This is a genomic window from Mesorhizobium sp. M0159 (assembly GCF_040322295.1).
Taxonomy (GTDB): domain Bacteria; phylum Pseudomonadota; class Alphaproteobacteria; order Rhizobiales; family Rhizobiaceae; genus Mesorhizobium.
In genome coordinates this window covers 80,348-98,173 of record NZ_JAMYTF010000024.1, presented here as the reverse complement: position 1 = coordinate 98,173, position 17,826 = coordinate 80,348, and the positions used below count along the sequence as shown (strand labels likewise).

The window sequence follows — 17,826 nt, the reverse complement described above, 5'->3', positions numbered from 1 at the left end:
CGATTAAAGCCTCACCGACGCTGCCAACAAAGCTCACGCCTCAAACCCCGCGCCCCTCCCGCGAGCGGGTTCGTTCCCTGGCGCATTGTTGCCATCTCCGTCACAGCGGCAGTCTTCGAAACGGCACAACGGCGTCGTGGTCAAGGTGCGAGGCAAACAGCGCTTACGATGCGCGTCGAGGAAGACGAACAGGTTTGCGGTGCCGTTGCGTTTGTACTCGCAGTCGTAGCGCTCCAGCCTTCCCGGCGCGGCCGGGATTGGCTGACGCACCTCGCCGATGAGTTGGGTCGGGCTTTCGTCGAAGCACACCACCGGCCGCTTCGGGTCCGGTGCCTCGGCATAGAGGTCGAGCACATCCTCCATGCGCGCGACATACTCCGCGTCAACCTTTGGAATGCACCACATGTCCTTGCGCCACGGCTTGAGATCGTTCTCGGCCAGGCGCCGGCGCACCGTCTCGCGCGACAGCTGTTCGTGCTCGGTCAGGTTGACGAACGCATCGGCCAGCAGATCCAGTGTCCAACGGGCCCGACCCGGCGGCGGACTGGAGCAGGCGGTGCCACCAGCAGGGCTTCTTCCTTGCCCGTCAGCTTGCGTTGCGCGCCTGCGCGTGGCTCTTCGCTGAGCGCCGCCTCCAGGCCCATCTCCACGAAGCGGCGCTTGGTGCGGTAGACAGTGGAGCCGCCGACCGCCACCGTTGTGGCAATGGTCTCGTCACTGCGGCCGGCATCGGCAGCAAGCAGGATCTGCGCCCGCTTGAGCTTGCGCGCCGGATGCTTGCCGCCTGCCAGCATGGCTGTGAGTTCGTCGCGTTCGGGTTGGTCGAGATCGACGCGATAGCGTACATTCATCCGGAAGGCCTCCTTCGGTTGCGGAGGTTCCGGAAGAATCAGAAAATGAATCAATTAGTTGACGGACGGCCGCCAGACCGACCCTGCTTCAGCTAAAAGCAGGGCCAGTACCTCGCCTTCATCCGGATCTACGGCCTGCTAAACGGTCGCGCGCCGGCCGAACGCGACATGCAGCGCTTCTTCGGCGTCACCGCACCTTCCGTCCATCAGATGGTGCTCGCCCTTGAGCGCGCTGGATTGATCCGCAGGCAACCAGCCTCGCGCGCTGCATTGAATTGCTTGTCGAACCCGATAGGCTTCCCCGGCTACAACCCATCGAACCAATTGAATCCTCTGTGCAGAGGTACTAGACGGAATGCTGTGATATCAGGACCACCCACTGCCAATGACCGAACAGGAAATGATTATCAACGCGTTGGGTGTCGCTCCCAGTGTTGACGTCGCGCTGGAGGCACGCCGGCGTATCGAATTTCTCGGCACGTATCTGCGTGCATCGGGGCTCAGCACCTATGTGCTGGGGATCAGCGGCGGGGTGGATTCACTTGCCGCGGCCCTTCTGGCTCAACGGGCCGTTGAGGAACTGCGAACGGCTGGATACGACGCCAAATTCCTGGCCGTTCGGCTCCCGTATGGCAACCAGGCCGACGAGAGCGACGCCCAGCGGGCTTTGGACACCATAGGGGCGGACGAAGTGCATCGGGTCGACATCAAGCCGGCTGCCGACGCAATGCTAGATTCGATCAAGCGGGCTGGTGTCGAGTTCGGCGACGCAGGCCGCGAGGATTTCTTGCTTGGCAACATCAAGGCGCGTCAGCGCATGATTGCCCAGTTCGCGCTCGCCGGCGCCAGCCGAGGACTGGTCATCGGCACCGACCATGCGGCCGAGGCACTGATGGGCTTCTTCACCAAGTTCGGCGACGGCGCCGCCGATATCCTTCCTCTTTCGGGGCTAAACAAACGCAGGGTGCGAGCCTTGGCCGCGCATCTGGGCGCTCCGCCCGAACTCGTCGACAAGATCCCGACCGCCGACCTGGAGAACCTTGTCCCGCTTCGTCCTGACGAAGATGCCCATGGCGTCACGTATGAACAGATCGACGATTTCCTCGAAGGCAAGGAAATCGACGAGGCCGCGCGGACGCGGATTCTTCATGTGCATTCCAGCACGGCACATAAGCGCGCGCTTCCGGTGACAGCGATTGCGCTAACACTCTCGCCATGACGGCATTGGCAATAGTTCCATGATACCGTTTCGTGGTCAGCACCTCGTGGAGATTGCTTCCGCCATGTTGGCAACCGCATCGACGAGCACTTTGACGGCATGAACAGCCGGACCCTCGATAACATTCCGCACTCGGGTTTGCTACCTTCGAGCGCCTGAGCAGGTTGGCCGATCCGACGTAGGCGGCGACGCCATCTGCAAGCACGATCCTCACGTGAAAGGGTTCTTGCGTGAGGTCGCCGCTGCCATAGTCGATGATGCGCGTCGTCGCCTTTTCCAGGCGAAGTCTAGCCTCGGCGCACCCCGAGAGTTGGGAGGCATCCCTTATGACGAGGACGCGCTCGATCGCTTCCGTCGTCTCGAATAGTTCTGCGGCCAACGCGACATGCAGGGGTACTAGACGATGTTAGCCTTTCCGGCTGCGCTCGACGAACTTGTTGAAGCGGCTAGTCTTTCCGCCGCTGGTCTCATCCTGGTAGAGGAACGCCAGTTCGTTCTCATCGAAGATCCTGAAGAACTCGTCCCATTCGACGGGCTCGAACGTCTCTTCAGGCTCGCCGAAGTCGATGCGCAGTATGCCGCCCTCGCCCTTGGTGCGCACCACCGCCGGCCGCCCATCGCGATCCTCGGCCCAACGGCGGATTTCGTCGTGATCGGTGGTCGTCTTCGATTCAGACATCGCAATCTCCCTTCGATTCCACCGCAGACCGCGAGACCCCCGCGTTGCCGGTCTGCCTCCACACAACCAGCAGATGCATCGCTGCCCGGCATGTGCGCGGTTGGTCGAACATGGCTCCTAACACCAAGCAGCCTTCGATGTTCCCACGCCTGGTTGAACCTACCCCGGCGAGCCTCCTGAACTTTGTTGAAGCAAGGGAACAAACCTTTCGCCCGGAAGTTTGGGGCGGCAAAGCCATTCGTATGAGGAGTTGTCGTGAAACGTATACTGGTCACGGGAGGCTGCGGTTTTATCGGCCGCCACGTCGCCCAGGAACTCGTTGAACATGGCTATGGGGTTTCAATTCTCGATGCGCTGCTGGACCAGGTGCATGGCGGCGAGGCAATCAGCCTGCCGCCAGGCGCCAAGCTGATCAAAGGCGACGTTCGTGATCGCGACGCCATCGCAGAGGCGGTCGACGATGTCGACGCGATCATTCACCTGGCGGCTGAAGTGGGCGTCGGCCAGTCCATGTACGAGATCGCCCGCTATGTCGGCGCCAACGACCTCGGCACCGCCACGTTGCTGGAAGTGCTGATCAAACGCCCGATCGAACGTATCGTCGTTGCTTCGTCGATGAGCGTCTATGGCGAGGGTCTCTATGCCACGCCGGACGGCCAGCGCATCGACAATGCAAGACGGCAGTTGGACGACATCCGCAGCGGCCAATGGAATCCCCTGTCGCCGGAAGGAGAAGTCCTGTTGCCGCTGCCGACCGACGAGCAGAAACCGGTCGACCTCGCCTCGATCTACGCATTGACAAAATACGCCCAGGAACGCGCCGTACTGATCTTCGGCGAAGCCTATGGCGTCGATGCGGTGGCGCTGCGCCTGTTCAATGTCTTCGGCGCCGGACAGGCACTCTCCAACCCGTATACCGGCGTGTTGGCGAACTTCGCCTCGCGCATCGCCAATGGCCAGCGGCCGCTGATTTTCGAAGACGGCGAACAGCAGCGCGACTTCGTTCATGTACGCGATGTCGCCCTCGCCTTCCGGCTGGCGCTGGAACAGCCTCAGGCGCGCGGCCACGTCATCAACATCGGCAGCGGGCGGGCCTACCCGGTCAGCGAGGTCGCCCGGCTGCTCGCCGAAGCGATGGGCGTGCCTGGGCGCCAGCCGGAAATCCTCGGCAAGGCACGCTCCGGCGATATCCGCAACTGCTTTGCCGACATCTCCAAGGCGCGCGAACTGCTCGGCTTCCAGCCGCAGCACCGGCTGGAGCATTCGCTCGGCGATTTCGTCGCCTGGGTGCGTAACACGGTCGCCATCGATCGCAGCGCCGAGATGAAGCGGGAACTCGAAGCGCGAGGGCTGGTATCATGAGACCGGATTCACGCAATTTTCGCGAAGCGCCCGTCGCCATTATCGGCGGCAGCGGCTTCATCGGCTCGAACCTCGCCGACAGCCTGTTGTCGGACGGCGAGCCGGTGCTGGTCATCGACAATCTGAGCCGTCCCGGCATCGAACAGAACCTGGAATGGCTGACGCAAAAGCACGGCAACCGCCTCGCTGTCGAAATCGCCGATGTCCGTGACGCCGAGGCGCTCACGCCGTTGGTGGCAGGCTCGAGGGCGGTTTTCCACTTTGCCGCGCAGACCGCCGTCACCACGAGCCTGGTTCGGCCGGACGAGGATTTCGACATCAACCTGCGCGGGACGTTCAACGTCCTGGAAGCCGCTCGCCGCAGCGGCAAGCGCATCCCCGTCGTTTTCGCCAGCACCAACAAGGTCTATGGCCGCCTCGCCGACCTTGCTATGCGCGAAGAAGACGGCAGATACGCGCCTCGCGACGCGGGCGTCCGAGCGCACGGCGTCGACGAGACGCGCGGCCTCGATTTCTGCACGCCCTATGGCTGCTCCAAGGGCGCGGCGGACCAGTATGTCCTCGACTACGCCAAGTCATACGACCTGCCGACGGCGGTGCTGCGCATGAGCTGCATCTATGGACCGCGCCAGTTCGGGACGGAGGATCAGGGTTGGGTCGCCCATTTCCTGCTTAACGCGTTCTCCGACCGGCCGATCACCATCTACGGTGATGGCAAGCAGGTGCGCGACATCCTCCATGTTGCCGACGCGGTCGCGGCTTATCGCGCCGTGCTCGACCGCATCGAGGCGATCAAGGGCCAAGCATTCAATCTCGGCGGCGGACCGGAAAACGCCGTCAGCCTGCGCATGCTGCTGAAGGAGATTCGCGACATAACGAAACGGGACGTTCCGATTCGTTACGACCGCGAACGCACCGGCGACCAACCGTTCTTCGTCGCCGACACGCGCGCGATCGAGGCGGCGCTGGGGTGGAAAGCGCACGTCCCGTGGCAAAACGGCATCCGCGACCTCGCCGACTGGCTGCAGCGTCATCGCCTCGACCCGCATCCCGAACCGGCGAGGTACGTGGCATGAGGGTCGCTCTGGTCAATCCGTCCTGGACGTACCAGGACAGCATCTATTTCGGCTGCCGCCAGCCGCATCTGCCGCTCGAACTCGGCTATTCGAAAGCGCTGCTCGAAGCAGCCCGCCACGAGGTGCTGATGCTGGACGGGCAGATCCAGAAGCTCGACAACGCCGCGCTCGCCGATCGCGTCGCCGCATTCGAGCCTGACATGACCATCGTCAGCACCGCGCCGACCTACCTGTTCTGGCGCTGCGCACCGCCCGAGTTGCGCGTGCCGGCCGATTTCCTCAACCATCTTGCCGGGCGCGGCGGTCGCACCGTCGCCGTCGGGCCGCATGGCTCGGCGACGCCGACGCCGACTTTGCGCAAGCTTGGCGTCGACATCGTCGTGCGCGGCGAATGCGAGGAAGTGGTCGCGGAACTTGCCCGCCGCGACGACTGGAGTGCGGTGCCGTCCACCGCCCACTTCGAGGATGGAGAACTGGTCTCGAACGGCGGCGTGCATGCGAGCTCGTTCATCGATCACCCAGCGCTCGAATGGCCATCAGACTGGATTGCCGCCCATTCGCACCATCATCACCGCTTCGACGACGACCAGGTCGGCTTTGGAGCGGAGGTCGAGGCGTCGCGCGGCTGCCCGTATAATTGCAGTTTCTGCGCCAAGATCGATTTCCGCGATGCCTATCGCCGCCGGAACCACGAAGCAGTGATCGCCGAGATCGACCGGCTGATCGCACAGGGCGTCGGCTACATCTATTTCATCGACGAGATCTTCCTGCCGCAAAAGGCATTGCTGGAGGCGCTGGTCGATCGTGATGTGAAGTTCGGCGTGCAGACCCGTATCGACCTCTGGAAGCCGGAATTGCTGAAGCTGCTCGGTGCCGCCGGCTGCGTCTCGATCGAGGCGGGCCTCGAAAGCCTGACGGTGGAAGGCCGCGCCATGCTGGCAAAACGCTGCCGTTTGGGCACCGAGGAGCTGGCCGCGTTGCTGGTCGACGCAAGGCGCCACGTGCCGTTCGTGCAGGCCAATCTGATCGGCGTGGTCGAGGACGATCCCGCGCTCGTCGATTATTGGCGGAAGCACCTGATCGACAACGGCGTTTGGGCCAACGAACCGGTGCCGCTCTATCCTTATCCGAGTTCGCCGAGCTACCGCGAACTTTGGGGCGAGCCGGACGATCTCGCCTGGGAGCGCGCGCATGAACATTATCTCGCATCCTTCCGAACGTTCAGCGACATCCAGGAGAAGCGGCCGCGTCCGCTGGCCGAATTGGAGGCCACATGTTGCGGACACTGAGCCCGCGGCCGCGGCGTATCCTGATGACTGTCGATGCGGTTGGCGGCGTCTGGCGCTATGCGCTCGATCTGGCCAGGCAACTGGTCGCCGGCGGCGACAGCGTCGTGCTTGCCGGGCTTGGTCCGGAACCGTCCAGGCAGCAGGCCGAGGAGGCCCAGTCATTCGCAACGCTGACATGGCTCAACACGCCGCCCGACTGGATGACCCGCAACGAGCACGACCTCGACACATTGCAGCAGGAGCTGCACCCGCTCATACGTGACTACGCCGTCGAAATCGTCCATCTCAACGCGCCGACGCAGGCCGCGGGGCTCGACGTGCCCTGCCCCGTCGTGGCGGTGTCGCATTCCTGCGTGGTGACATGGTTCCACGCCGTCAAGGGACAGGCGGCGGACGGCGAATGGGCTTGGCAGAAGGACCGCAACCGGCGCGGTCTCGACAAAGCAGGAATGGTCGTTGCGCCCAGCCGCAGCCATGCCGACATGCTCGAAACCTGCTACGGGCCGATCGCGCGCCTGAGCGTCGTCGGCAACGGGGCGCGGCCCGGCGCGAAGAGCGAAAGACGGGAATCGGTCGTTTTCGCCGCCGCGCGCTGGTGGGACGAAGGAAAGAATGCGGCGGTGCTGGACCAGGCCGCCTCCCTGACGCAATGGCCGGTCTTCGTCGCCGGCTCGCAGCAAGGGCCGGACGGCCAGCATGTTGGCTTCAGTGGCGCCGTTCCCCTCGGGCCGGTGCCACATGAGGAAGTGCGCTCGCTGATGGCTCGGGCCGGTATCTTCGTATCGCCGTCGCTCTACGAACCGTTCGGCCTGGCCACGCTGGAAGCCGCAATGTCGGCAACGCCCTTGGTGCTCGCCGATATCGCGACCTACCGGGAACTGTGGGACGGCGCGGCCCTGTTCTACGACGTGCGCGATCCGGGCGATCTCGCCAGCTGCATCAATGGCCTTTGCAATGACGCGCAGCGCCGGCGAGAACTCGGTGAGGCGGCGGCGCGCCGAAGCCGCAGATTTTCACTGGCAAGGCAGGCGACCGCCATGCGCGGCGTCTACGACAAGGCGGCCCTGGCCACCATGGCGGATAATTGATTATGCGATTTTTATTCTACACCCATTCGATCGTTTCCGACTGGAACCACGGCAACGCACATTTCCTGCGCGGCATCATGCGCGAGCTGGTCGCGCGCGGGCACCAGGCGATCGCGCTGGAACCCGCCGACGGCTGGAGCCGGTCGAACCTGGTAGCCGAGAAAGGGTCCTTCGCGATCGAGCGATTCCGGAAGGATTTCCCCGAGTTGATGCCGGTGACCTACGATGCCGCTTTCGACCACGAAGCCTGGATATCCGATGCCGATGTGGTGATCGTGCATGAGTGGACCGAGCCGGACCTTGTTGCGCGGCTGGGCAAGGCGAAAGCAACTGGCGGCCGTTTCACGCTGCTGTTCCACGACACGCACCATCGCGCCATCTCGGCCACGCAAGCGATTTCTGCCTTGCAGCTTGAACATTACGACGGCGTGCTCGCCTTCGGCGAGGCGCTGCGGGAAAGCTATCTTCGCGCCGGATGGGGCAAGCGGGTCTTTACCTGGCACGAGGCAGCCGATGACCATCTGTTCGAGCCCCATCCTGAAATCGAGCGCTGCGCCGACCTGATCTGGATCGGCAATTGGGGCGACGACGAGCGCAGCGCCGAAATCAGGGAATTCCTGGTCGAGCCGGTGCGTGAGCTCGGATTGAGCGGCACTGTCCACGGCGTTCGCTATCCACGGCAAGCGCTCGCCGACCTTGCGGCCGCCGGCCTGCGCTACGAAGGTTGGATCGCCAACGCCGACGTGCCGAAGGCGTTTGCAGCAAACCGCATCACAGTGCACATCCCCAGGCGTCCATACCGCGAAAGCCTGCCCGGCATCCCGACCATCCGCATGTTCGAGGCGCTCGCCTGCGGCATCCCGCTCGTTTCGGCGCCGTGGTCCGATGTCGAACGCCTGTTCAGGCCCGGCGTAGATTTTCTGTTTGCAAACAACGGTTCCGAGATGCGGCGTCATCTTCGCGCCGTGCTGCACGACGCGGATCTCGCCGCTTCTCTGGCGACATCGGGCCTCGAGACCATCCGCTTGCGGCACACATGCCGGCACCGGGCGGATCAATTGTTCGGCGTGCTCGCCGAATGCGGGCGCCGCCAAGCCGCGGACACGATTCTTGCAACGGAGGCCGCCGAATGAAGATTGCATTTTACGGGTCAAGCCTGCTGTCGTCCTACTGGAACGGCGCGGCCACCTATTACCGCGGGCTGCTCAAGGCTCTGGCCAGGCTCGGCTATGACATCACCTTCTATGAGCCCGATGTCTACGATCGCCAGAAGAACCGCGACATCGAGGCGCCGGACTGGTGTGCCGTCGTCGTCTATGAGGCGACCCCACAGGCGCTGATGCAGGTGGCGGCGCGGGCGGCGGAGGCAGATATCGTCGTCAAGGCGAGCGGCGTCGGTTTCGCCGACGACGCGCTGTTGCGGGCGGTGCTCGATCACGCCCGTGCCGGTGCGCTCACCGTATTCTGGGATGTCGATGCGCCGGCGACGCTTGGCCAGTTGCGCGACGAGCCCGACCATCCGCTGCATCGCGCGCTGCAGGAAATCGACCTCGTGCTGACCTATGGCGGCGGCGACCCGGTGGTCTGGGCCTATCGGGCAATGGGGGCGGCCGAATGCGTGCCGATCTACAATGCGCTCGATCCGGAAACGCATCATCCGGTCGGCAAGGACATGCGCTTTGCCTGCGATCTCGCCTTTCTCGGCAACCGGCTGCCGGACCGCGAGGCGCGCGTCGAAGCCTTCTTCCTCGACCCGGCCGGCCGCTCCGCCGATCAGCGCTTCCTGCTCGGCGGATCGGGCTGGGGCGACAAGCAGATGCCCGCCAATGTCCGATGGCTCGGCCATGTCGGCACGCGCGACCACAATGCATTGAACGTCACGGCCAAGGCGGTGCTGAACATCAGCCGCGACAGCATGGCGGCCAATGGCTTTTCACCTGCGACGCGCGTTTTTGAGGCGGCGGGCGCCGGCGCATGCCTCATCACCGACGCCTGGCTCGGCGTGGACCTGTTCCTGAAACCCGGCGAGGAAATCCTGGTCGCGCGCGATGGCGAGGACGTCGCCGAGATCATGCAAAGCCTTAGTGCCGAACGGGCTAAGGCGATCGGGACATCGGCGCTTCGGCGCGTGCTTGGCGAACATACCTACACGACACGTGCCGTTTTAGCCGACGCCATCTTCAGGCGCCATTTCGAGCGTCCGACCGTGGAGGCGGCCGAATGACAAAGCCGCTCGACATCGTCTTTCTTGGCCTGTCGCTCTCCTCATCCTGGGGAAACGGCCACGCCACCACCTTTCGGGGGCTGCTTAAAGGTCTCCACGAACTCGGCCACCGCGTCACTTTTCTCGAACGCGACGTGCCGTGGTACGCAAGTCACCGGGATCTGCGCGATCCCGATTTCTGCGCCTTGCGCTACTATGAAACGATCGATGATCTTCGCCGCAATTTTGCGCGCTGTCTGCGCGATGCCGATATCGTGGTCGTCGGCTCCTTCGTTCCCGAAGGCCCTGAAATCATCGACGTCGTGGCATCGCTGTGCACGGGTCAGTTCTGCTTCTACGACATCGACACGCCGATCACGCTGGCAAAGCTTTCGACCGATGATTGCGAGTACATTGCCAGGCGGCAGGTCCCGTATTTCGACGTCTACTTCTCCTTCACCGGCGGGCCGACGCTTGCCCGTCTGACGGCGGAATTCGGCGCGAGGCGGGCCGAGCCGCTCTACTGCTCCGTCGACCCGGAACGGCATCACGGAACCGGTGATCCAATCCGCTGGGATCTCGGCTATCTCGGCACCTACAGCCCCGACCGCCAGGCGACGCTAGAGGCCCTGCTGTTCGAACCGGCGCGTCGCATGCCGGAGCGCCGCTTCGTCGTGGCAGGCTCGCAATATCCGCGCGAAATCGCCTGGCCGGACAATGTGGATCGCATCGAACACCTGCCGCCGGCAGATCACGCCGCCTTTTACAGCCGCCAACGCTACACGTTGAACGTCACGCGCAGTTCCATGATCGCGGCCGGATGGTCGCCCAGCGTGCGCCTCTTCGAGGCAGCCGCCTGCGGCACGGCGATCATCAGCGATAGCTGGGCCGGACTGGACAGCCTGTTTCCAGAGCGGACGATCCACACGGCGCGCAGGACCGAGGACGTAATCGGTATCCTGTCTGGGGAATCCGACGGCGCCCGGCTTGCCATGGCCAGGCAGGCGCGCGTGCTCATCCTCGCAGCTCACACAAGCATCGCAAGAGCCCGCGAATTCGTTTCGCTGCTGGCGCAGGCCAAATCGCCACGTTCTGTTCTCGATCTGGACGTCGAGAGCGCAGCATGACCCGCAGACGGGAGAAGATAGAGATGCAGCTATCAAGAAAGGCGCAACGGACCAAGACCGTGCTTGTCGCCGGCGGCGCAGGTTTCCTCGGTTCGCATCTTTGCGAGACAATGCTCCAGGCCGGCTGGCGCGTGATCTGCGTCGACAATTTCCTTACCGGCCGCATGGAGAACATAGCATCGATCGCCGATCGTCCGGATTTTCGGCTGATCAAGCAAGACATTTGCCGACCGTTGGAGCTTGGCGAACCGGTTGACCGCATCTTCAACATGGCGTGCGCGGCCTCGCCGCCGCGTTACCAGGCCGACCCGGTCCATACGACGCGGACTTGCGTCATCGGAACGCTCAATCTGCTGGAGCTCGCCGCCCGCAATGGCGCCCGGTTCCTGCAGGCGTCCACCAGCGAAATTTATGGCGATCCCGAACAGCATCCGCAGAAGGAAGACTATGTCGGCCACGTGAACTGCATCGGCCCCCGCGCCTGCTATGACGAAGGCAAGCGCACCGCCGAAACCTTGTGCTTCGATTATTTGAGAATGGGAAAAACCGATATCCGTGTAGCGCGCATCTTCAACACCTATGGTCCCAGGATGGATCCTGCGGATGGACGGATCGTTTCCAATCTGATCATGCAGGCACTCGAGAGACGGCCGCTGACGATATTCGGCGACGGGCTGCAGACCAGGTCGTTCTGCTACGTTTCCGATCTGGTCGACGGCTTGATCCGGTTGATGGAGGTCAATCCCAATCCGAGCCAGCCCGTCAATCTGGGCAATCCGGGGGAGTTCACCATCCTGCAACTGGCGAGCCTGGTGAGAGGCATGACCGCAACCAAATCGGGCTTGAAATTCCTGCCGCTGCCGCAAGACGATCCTCGTCGTCGGCAACCCGACATTTCCCGCGCAAGGAAGCTTCTCGGCTGGTCGCCAAAAGTGCCGCTCAGGCAGGGTTTGGTGCGCACAATCGGCTATTTTGCCGAGCTTGAGACGGCGCAGATGATCGACGGAAGACGTCGAATTGCCGCCACCGTGCGTTCTGCATCAGGCCGGCTGCAAAATCTGCCGGCCTGAAGGCGGGGAGCGTCTGGCCGCTGCTTGGTCACGACGGAAAGCGCCGTCGTCTCGGATTTGGTCACTTTTTCTCGTCGCGGGAACAACCCGTCCAGCTTCTGGTTCTGCCAAGGTACCGGCATGGAGACGATTGTGCATCCGAAGCGATCCGCCAAAGACATCGAACAAATGGCCGCAAAGGAGACGGCTGCCTTCCTGCGGCGCGCCTCCATCACCTATCTGGAATGTTGTGTGAGCCTGATGATGACGCATCTTCAGCGCGAGGAGGTAGCGGCCATCCTCGAAAAGGAAGCGGATATGCTTCGCCGGCTGGACTGATCCCGCTCGAGCGGCGGCAGGTCGCCTTGGCTTTCCAGGAAACGAAGCAGCGCGGCAGCGTAACGTCTTGCCGCGGCCGCCAGCCGGATCTGTTCCCGATCATCGCCCGATCGCTCAGCCATGCTCCACAAGCCAAGCTGGAAGGCGAGATAGCAGGGCTCGTAGTAGTGGACCAGATTGGCATCGACGGGACGAGACGTAGTCGCCTCGACAGCTTTGCACAGTGCCGCAGTCGCTGCGTCGGAGAGGCTGTACTCGACACGGGCGCCGGCAATGTCCCAGGCGATGTCCTGGCAGCCGATCAGATCGTGCGATCGGCAATGGTCGAGGGCGTCCGTCTTGACCAGCCTTCCACCGCGCGAAAGGATGAACTCCCACGGATGAAGCCGCCCGTCGATCTCGACCCGCTGCATGGTCTTGGGCGGAGCCTGTTTCGAGAACCAGGTCTGCAGCTCCGCCGCGCGGCTTTCGCCCAGCGCCTCACTTGTATTCCGCACGGCCATGTCGGCAAGCGCCTCCAGCGAGGCGCCCTGTTCGGAGGCGGGCAGATTGGCTGCGCGCCAGGACAGATAGCGCGCGAGATGAGCGACCATTTTTTCTTTCGAATGCCTTGCCCGCTCCAGCGTTGTACCGTCGATCCAGCGTTCAACGAGAAAGCCATGGCACAGCCCGGCGATGTCCGGGCCAAAGCCTGCGTCATTCAGCCTCCTGGCAGTCTCGGCCTTGTGCATTCCGATTTCACCGAGGCCGACGAATTTGACCGACCATTTTTCCCGGCCCGCAGAAGCAAGAAACTTTCGCCGCTCGAAGCCGCGGTGAACAGGTGGCCAATGTTCCTCCGTCCTGTCTCGAAAGCGACGCCACTCTCCGCCAGATATTTCGGTCAGGCTGGCCGCTGTGCTGCCGATCGTCCTGGCCACCCAATCCCGCAACGTCGGGACAGCGGATCCAGCGGGGAAAGTCCGTTCGAAATCCACGCTGTGTTTTTGGCAAACCGTCCATGCCTCCCGACTGTTCGTCGATGCCTCGGGGCCCGGGCCAGCCGAATGGCTTGGGAACAGATGGATGCGCCTGGCATCGATGCCCAGCCTTTGCAGCCATGCGACGACTGCGTGAAACGAGCTGCCGGACAGGCCCGGGCCCTCATCGACGACAGCGAAATGGGCCGATGGCCTTGTCCTCCAGCCGCCGATCAGTTCCGGATCGGCGGCAAGCCGCCTGCGAAACGGATGACCGGTCGGACGGACGCTGACGGGTGCCGGCGCGCCGATGGCTGCCGCCACCATCGCTGCCAATCCCAGGCCGATGCTGCGGATGCCGATTACGCATGTGTTCGCATCGAGACCCGACTGCCGTGCGGCGACGAAATAGCTCTCCGGATAGAGCGCGTAATGGGCGTAGCCCTCGGCCGTGCCGATGAGGATTTCGCCATCGCAATCGAGTTCGGCCAGCATTCGCGGCACTTCGGCATCGACCGGGCCGTCGATGGCGAATCCGGCCGCCCACGATCTGCCCACGTCCCGGGCCAAGCCGACCAGGAGATTTGCGCCCGCGATCCGCTGTCGGGAATTCCTGTCCATGCCGTTGGCCTCGAATTCAGCATCGGCAAGGCCCTGGACCAATTCCGAGATCTTGATGAACAGGCCGACCAGGGCTGCGTGCCGTCCGATCCCGCTTGGCATATCCGCAATGTGCCCGGCCGCTTCGCAGGCCGAGCCGCGAACATATCGCGCGCTCTCAATTCGCTTGTGGTCGCCATAGACGATCATTGTTCCGTCCCGGTTGGCCTCACTCCCAGCTGCACAACTCGGCGAGCGCTACTTTGATCCACCATCGGTTGCACGATTTTTGCAGCCGGCAAGGAACAATCAGCGAGGCAGGTGGTTTGGCACGAAGAACTTACCTTCAACAGCATAGGCAGCGGTTTCGTGGGATCGAAGAAAGTTCGGATCGGAATAGTAGGCGTGGGCAACTGCGCCTCCTCCCTTATTCAGGGCATCACCTATTACCGTGACGCAAGGAGCGATGAGCCCATCCCCGGGCTGATGCATGCCGATCTTGGCGGCTACCATGTCAAAGACATCGAGGTGGTCTGCGCTTTCGATGTCGCCAAGGGCAAAGTCGGACGCGATGTGGCAGACGCGATCTACAGCGCGCCGAACAATACTTTCCGCTTTGCCGATGTGGCGCCTACCGGCGTTCGCGTCGAACGCGGGCCGACACTGGACGGCATCGGCAAATATCTGCGCGACGAGATCCAGGAGGCCGACGAACCCGTCGCCAACATCAGCAAGATCCTCGCCGAAAGCGGCGCCGAAATCCTGGTGTCCTATCTGCCTGTCGGTTCGGAGGAGGCAACGCGCTTTTATGCCGAGTGCGCGCTCGAGGCGGGCTGTGCCTTCGTCAACTGCATACCCGTCTTCATCGCCTCGCGGCCGGAGTGGCGCCGGCGCTTCGAGCAGCACGGCCTGCCGCTCATCGGCGACGACATCAAGAGCCAGGTCGGTGCGACGATCGTACATCGTCTGCTCGCCAACCTGTTCCGCGAGCGCGGCGTGCGCATCGATCGCACCTACCAGCTCAATTTCGGCGGCAACACCGACTTCCTCAACATGCTGGAACGCGAGCGGCTGGAATCGAAGAAGATCTCAAAGACGCAATCCGTCACCAGCCAGATCGACGTTCCCCTGGAGCCCGGCAACATTCACGTCGGGCCGAGCGACCATGTGCCGTGGTTGACCGATCGCAAGTGGGCCTATATCCGGGTCGAAGGCACGACCTTCGGCGGTGTGCCGCTGAATGCCGAGCTCAAGCTGGAAGTGTGGGATTCGCCCAATTCGGCCGGCGTCGTCATCGATGCGGTGCGTTGCGCCAAGCTGGCGCTCGACCGCGGTATCGCGGGCGCGCTGACCGGTCCCTGCAGCTATTTCATGAAATCGCCGCCCGAGCAGTTCACCGACGCGGAAGCCCGCCAGCGCACGCTCTCTTTCATCGCCGGCAAGGACGAGCCGATGCTCGATGCCGCGGAATGACGACGACGTTCTTTCTGGTGCGCCACGCCGCGCACGACAATGTCGGCTGTTATCTTGCCGGACGGATGGCGGGCGTTTGCCTCGGCGAAGCCGGCAAGGCACAGGCCTCGCATCTGGCAGACCGCATGGCACGCGAGGCGATAGCGGCAATCTTCTGCAGCCCGCGCGAACGCACGCAGGAGACTGCCAATCCGATCGCGCTTGCCTGCAATGCCGGTGAAATCGTGATCCGCGAGGAACTCGATGAGATCGACTTCGGCACCTGGTCGGGAAAGACCTTCGAAGAGCTGAACCAGGATGCCGACTGGCGGGTGTGGAACGACCACCGTCAGCAGGCGAGAACACCGAGCGGCGAGACCATGCTGGACGTGCAGCAACGCGTCGTCTCATTGATCGAGCAGGTCCGCGGCACCTACCAGAACCAGGGCGTCGCACTGGTCAGCCATGCCGACGTCATCAAGGCCACCGTGTGCAAGGTGCTCGGCCTGTCGCTGGGAAACTGCTTTCGCTTCGATATCGACCCAGCGTCGATCACCACGGTTGTTTGGGGGGACTGGGGGTCGAAGCTGATCAGACTCAACGAAGCTGCCTGACGAGGAATTGCCGGATGCGCATGGTCATTTTCGGTCTTACCGTGACATCGTCGTGGGGCAATGGGCACGCCACGCTGTGGCGCGGATTGATCCGGGCGATGGCCGGGCTGGGCTGGTCTATCACCTTCTTCGAACGCAACACTCCCTATTATGCCGGGACGCGCGACCTCGACCAGTTGGATGGCGGCAACCTCGTCCTTTATCAGGATTGGGAGGACATCCAGCGCGTTGCCGAGCAGGCGATGAATGAGGCCGATGTGGTCATCGTCACCTCCTATTGCCCCGATGCCGTGAGCGCGTCGCGCCTTGCCCACCAGGCCTGTCGCGGGCTGAAGGTGTTCTACGATCTGGATACGCCGGTGACGCTGGCGCGGATCGAACAGGGTGAGCCTCCGGCCTATTTCGGGCCGGAAGGGCTTCGCGATTTCGATCTCGTGCTGAGCTACACGGGAGGAACCGCGATCGACGCATTGAGGTCGATGCTGGGTGCGCGCCGCGTCATGCCGCTCTACGGCCATGTCGATCCAGAGCGACACCGGCCCGCCCCGCCCAGGCCGGAGTTTGCCGGCGACCTTTCCTATCTCGGGACCTATGCGGCAGACCGCCAGGCCGGGGTCGAGAGGCTGCTGGTCAGTCCGGCTGCGCGCCTGCCGGAGCGCCGCTTCATCATTGGCGGCGCACAATATCCGCAGGAATTCCCGTGGAGCGACAATATTTTCTTCGTCCGGCATCTGCCGCCGGCCGACCACCCCGCCTTCTTTTCATCATCACGGCTGACGCTGAACGTGACCCGCGAGGCGATGGCCGAAAGGGGCTGGTGTCCTTCCGGCCGGCTGTTCGAAGCCGCCGCTTGCGGTGCCGCGATGGTGAGCGACACATGGCCGGGACTGGAGTCCTTTTTCCGGCCCGGCGAAGAGATCGTCGTGGCGAACAGCACCGACGACGTGGTCGCCGCGCTCGACCTGTCCGACGCCGAGCTTGACGCTATCCGCCGCCGAGCGCGCGAGCGGGTGCTGGACGAACACACCTCGGCGCGGCGCGCGAAGGAATTCGACCGCATCCTGTCCGATGCACTGCACGGCTCCACGCATGGCGAGCCGTTGAAGGAGGCAGTTTGATGTTGGGCATCGTGCCCGCAGCCGGACGGGGAAGCCGCATCCAGCCGCTCGGCTTTTCGAAGGAGCTTCTGCCGGTCGGCAGCCGCATCGACGGCAACACCGAGCGGCCTTGCGCGGTCAGCGAATACCTGGTGCGCCGCATGGTGCGCGCGGGGGCCGACAAGATATGTTTCGTCATCGGCTCGGGTAAGTCGGATATCCTCGAATATTATTCTGCCGGCTATGCCGACGCGACTGCGCTGTTTGTGGTGCAGCCCTCTCCGGTCGGCCTTTGCGACGCCATCTTCCGTGCCGCACCGCTCGTCACAGCCGATGAGACCGTTCTGGTCGGGTTGCCCGATACGATCTGGTTTCCCGAAGACGGCTTCCTTGCCCTCCCGGACGACGGCCTGTCCTTCCTGCTGTTTCCGGTGGACAAGCCGGAGTTCTTCGACGCCGTCGTTGTCGACCAGGACAGCCGGGTGAAGCAAATCCAGGTCAAGCAGCAGAATGCCCAATCGAACTGGATCTGGGGTGCGTTCAAGATGCCCGGCCGCACCCTTCACCAGCTCGCCGCGCTGTGGCGGGAACGGGACCGGTGCGACGAATATATCGGCACGCTGGTCAATGCCTATCTCGCCGCCGGAGGCGATGCCTATGGCATCAAGGCTGGCACCGCCTATGTCGACGTCGGCACCTTCAACGGCTACCGCACCGCACTTCGCCTGCTTGAAAGCGCCGCCGGTACCAAGGACGACCAAGTCGCCATTACGCTGCCCGGCAACCAGCACGTCCCTGTCCTCGCAGGCGAAGGAGGCTAGC

At 63.4% G+C, this 17,826-nt stretch carries 16 protein-coding genes and 1 pseudogene; 14 read left to right on the top strand and 3 right to left on the bottom strand.

Annotation, left to right across the window (positions count from 1 at the left end; translation table 11 throughout):
- Positions 1 to 165: 165 nt before the first annotated feature.
- Positions 166 to 851 (bottom strand): annotated as a pseudogene (locus NKJ32_RS22110) (IS630 family transposase); the annotation flags it as partial.
- Positions 852 to 1,236: 385 nt separating this feature from the next.
- Between NKJ32_RS22110 and nadE the strand changes: the two are divergent.
- Positions 1,237 to 2,070 carry an NAD(+) synthase gene (gene nadE, locus NKJ32_RS22105; protein ID WP_352828937.1) on the top strand — a complete coding sequence of 278 codons (834 nt, stop codon included), beginning with the start codon at positions 1,237 to 1,239 and terminating at the stop codon, positions 2,068 to 2,070.
- A 406-nt stretch (positions 2,071 to 2,476) separates the two neighbouring features.
- Here nadE and NKJ32_RS22100 read toward each other — a convergent pair whose 3' ends face one another.
- Positions 2,477 to 2,749 carry a hypothetical protein gene (locus tag NKJ32_RS22100; RefSeq protein ID WP_023676123.1) on the bottom strand — a complete coding sequence of 91 codons (273 nt, stop codon included), beginning with the start codon at positions 2,747 to 2,749 and terminating at the stop codon, positions 2,477 to 2,479.
- 255 nt (positions 2,750 to 3,004) lie between these two features.
- Here NKJ32_RS22100 and NKJ32_RS22095 point away from each other — a divergent pair, with 255 nt between their 5' ends.
- Genes NKJ32_RS22095 through NKJ32_RS22055 form a run of 9 tightly spaced genes read left to right on the top strand, consistent with a single transcriptional unit; the run spans position 3,005 to position 12,282 of the window.
- Positions 3,005 to 4,111: an NAD-dependent epimerase/dehydratase family protein gene (locus NKJ32_RS22095; RefSeq protein WP_352828935.1), complete on the top strand. Its 1,107-nt coding sequence runs from the start codon at positions 3,005 to 3,007 to the stop codon at positions 4,109 to 4,111.
- Entirely contained in the window at positions 4,108 to 5,187 is a 1,080-nt protein-coding gene (locus tag NKJ32_RS22090) for an NAD-dependent epimerase/dehydratase family protein (protein WP_352593686.1), read from the top strand. Before NKJ32_RS22095 ends, NKJ32_RS22090 begins: the two co-directional genes overlap by 4 nt.
- Positions 5,184 to 6,476 (top strand): TIGR04295 family B12-binding domain-containing radical SAM protein, encoded by a 1,293-nt coding sequence (locus NKJ32_RS22085; protein WP_023676126.1) that lies wholly within the window; start codon positions 5,184 to 5,186, stop codon positions 6,474 to 6,476. Before NKJ32_RS22090 ends, NKJ32_RS22085 begins: the two co-directional genes overlap by 4 nt.
- Positions 6,461 to 7,564 (top strand): glycosyltransferase family 4 protein, encoded by a 1,104-nt coding sequence (locus NKJ32_RS22080; protein WP_023676127.1) that lies wholly within the window; start codon positions 6,461 to 6,463, stop codon positions 7,562 to 7,564. The genes NKJ32_RS22085 and NKJ32_RS22080 overlap by 16 nt, the downstream gene beginning before the upstream one ends.
- A gap of 2 nt (positions 7,565 to 7,566) precedes the next feature.
- The gene (locus NKJ32_RS22075; RefSeq protein ID WP_023676128.1) at positions 7,567 to 8,697 is read left to right on the top strand and encodes a CgeB family protein; all 1,131 of its coding nucleotides are present in this window, start codon (positions 7,567 to 7,569) and stop codon (positions 8,695 to 8,697) included.
- The gene (locus NKJ32_RS22070; protein ID WP_023676129.1) at positions 8,694 to 9,788 is read left to right on the top strand and encodes a CgeB family protein; all 1,095 of its coding nucleotides are present in this window, start codon (positions 8,694 to 8,696) and stop codon (positions 9,786 to 9,788) included. Before NKJ32_RS22075 ends, NKJ32_RS22070 begins: the two co-directional genes overlap by 4 nt.
- A complete protein-coding gene (locus tag NKJ32_RS22065; RefSeq protein WP_023676130.1) occupies positions 9,785 to 10,894 on the top strand; it encodes a CgeB family protein in 1,110 nt (369 codons plus the stop codon). Before NKJ32_RS22070 ends, NKJ32_RS22065 begins: the two co-directional genes overlap by 4 nt.
- Before the next feature lie 23 nt (positions 10,895 to 10,917).
- The gene (locus NKJ32_RS22060) at positions 10,918 to 11,964 is read left to right on the top strand and encodes a UDP-glucuronic acid decarboxylase family protein (RefSeq protein WP_352593688.1); all 1,047 of its coding nucleotides are present in this window, start codon (positions 10,918 to 10,920) and stop codon (positions 11,962 to 11,964) included.
- Positions 11,965 to 11,988: 24 nt separating this feature from the next.
- A complete protein-coding gene (locus NKJ32_RS22055) occupies positions 11,989 to 12,282 on the top strand; it encodes a hypothetical protein (protein ID WP_031211608.1) in 294 nt (97 codons plus the stop codon).
- Here the strand turns inward: NKJ32_RS22055 and NKJ32_RS22050 are convergent.
- On the bottom strand, positions 12,219 to 14,051 hold the full coding sequence (locus NKJ32_RS22050) for a hypothetical protein (RefSeq protein ID WP_352593689.1): 1,833 nt from the start codon (positions 14,049 to 14,051) through the stop codon (positions 12,219 to 12,221). The genes NKJ32_RS22055 and NKJ32_RS22050 overlap by 64 nt on opposite strands.
- A gap of 159 nt (positions 14,052 to 14,210) precedes the next feature.
- Between NKJ32_RS22050 and NKJ32_RS22045 the strand changes: the two genes are divergently transcribed.
- From NKJ32_RS22045 to NKJ32_RS22030, 4 genes are read left to right on the top strand one after another with little or no spacing between them, the layout of a single operon-like run.
- Entirely contained in the window at positions 14,211 to 15,314 is a 1,104-nt protein-coding gene (locus NKJ32_RS22045) for an inositol-3-phosphate synthase (protein ID WP_352593691.1), read from the top strand.
- Positions 15,311 to 15,907 carry a histidine phosphatase family protein gene (locus NKJ32_RS22040; RefSeq protein ID WP_352593693.1) on the top strand — a complete coding sequence of 199 codons (597 nt, stop codon included), beginning with the start codon at positions 15,311 to 15,313 and terminating at the stop codon, positions 15,905 to 15,907. Before NKJ32_RS22045 ends, NKJ32_RS22040 begins: the two co-directional genes overlap by 4 nt.
- A gap of 14 nt (positions 15,908 to 15,921) precedes the next feature.
- Positions 15,922 to 17,025, top strand: a complete 1,104-nt coding sequence (locus tag NKJ32_RS22035; RefSeq protein WP_352623181.1) for a CgeB family protein — start codon at positions 15,922 to 15,924, stop codon at positions 17,023 to 17,025.
- Positions 17,025 to 17,825, top strand: a complete 801-nt coding sequence (locus tag NKJ32_RS22030; RefSeq protein ID WP_352828932.1) for a nucleotidyltransferase family protein — start codon at positions 17,025 to 17,027, stop codon at positions 17,823 to 17,825. Before NKJ32_RS22035 ends, NKJ32_RS22030 begins: the two co-directional genes overlap by 1 nt.
- Position 17,826: the final 1 nt, after the last annotated feature.

Bases quoted from the DNA above. Each gene is read 5' to 3' on its own strand.
- NKJ32_RS22040 (WP_352593693.1), top strand. From the start codon at position 15,311: ATGACGACGACGTTCTTTCTGGTGCGCCACGCCGCGCACGACAATGTC.
- NKJ32_RS22070 (WP_023676129.1), top strand. From the start codon at position 8,694: ATGAAGATTGCATTTTACGGGTCAAGCCTGCTGTCGTCCTACTGGAAC.
- NKJ32_RS22085 (WP_023676126.1), top strand. From the start codon at position 5,184: ATGAGGGTCGCTCTGGTCAATCCGTCCTGGACGTACCAGGACAGCATC.
- NKJ32_RS22065 (WP_023676130.1), top strand. From the start codon at position 9,785: ATGACAAAGCCGCTCGACATCGTCTTTCTTGGCCTGTCGCTCTCCTCA.
- NKJ32_RS22100 (WP_023676123.1), bottom strand. From the start codon at position 2,749: ATGTCTGAATCGAAGACGACCACCGATCACGACGAAATCCGCCGTTGG.
- NKJ32_RS22080 (WP_023676127.1), top strand. From the start codon at position 6,461: ATGTTGCGGACACTGAGCCCGCGGCCGCGGCGTATCCTGATGACTGTC.
- nadE (WP_352828937.1), top strand. From the start codon at position 1,237: ATGACCGAACAGGAAATGATTATCAACGCGTTGGGTGTCGCTCCCAGT.
- NKJ32_RS22050 (WP_352593689.1), bottom strand. From the start codon at position 14,051: ATGATCGTCTATGGCGACCACAAGCGAATTGAGAGCGCGCGATATGTT.
- NKJ32_RS22075 (WP_023676128.1), top strand. From the start codon at position 7,567: ATGCGATTTTTATTCTACACCCATTCGATCGTTTCCGACTGGAACCAC.
- NKJ32_RS22030 (WP_352828932.1), top strand. From the start codon at position 17,025: ATGTTGGGCATCGTGCCCGCAGCCGGACGGGGAAGCCGCATCCAGCCG.
- NKJ32_RS22035 (WP_352623181.1), top strand. From the start codon at position 15,922: ATGCGCATGGTCATTTTCGGTCTTACCGTGACATCGTCGTGGGGCAAT.
- NKJ32_RS22060 (WP_352593688.1), top strand. From the start codon at position 10,918: ATGCAGCTATCAAGAAAGGCGCAACGGACCAAGACCGTGCTTGTCGCC.
- NKJ32_RS22090 (WP_352593686.1), top strand. From the start codon at position 4,108: ATGAGACCGGATTCACGCAATTTTCGCGAAGCGCCCGTCGCCATTATC.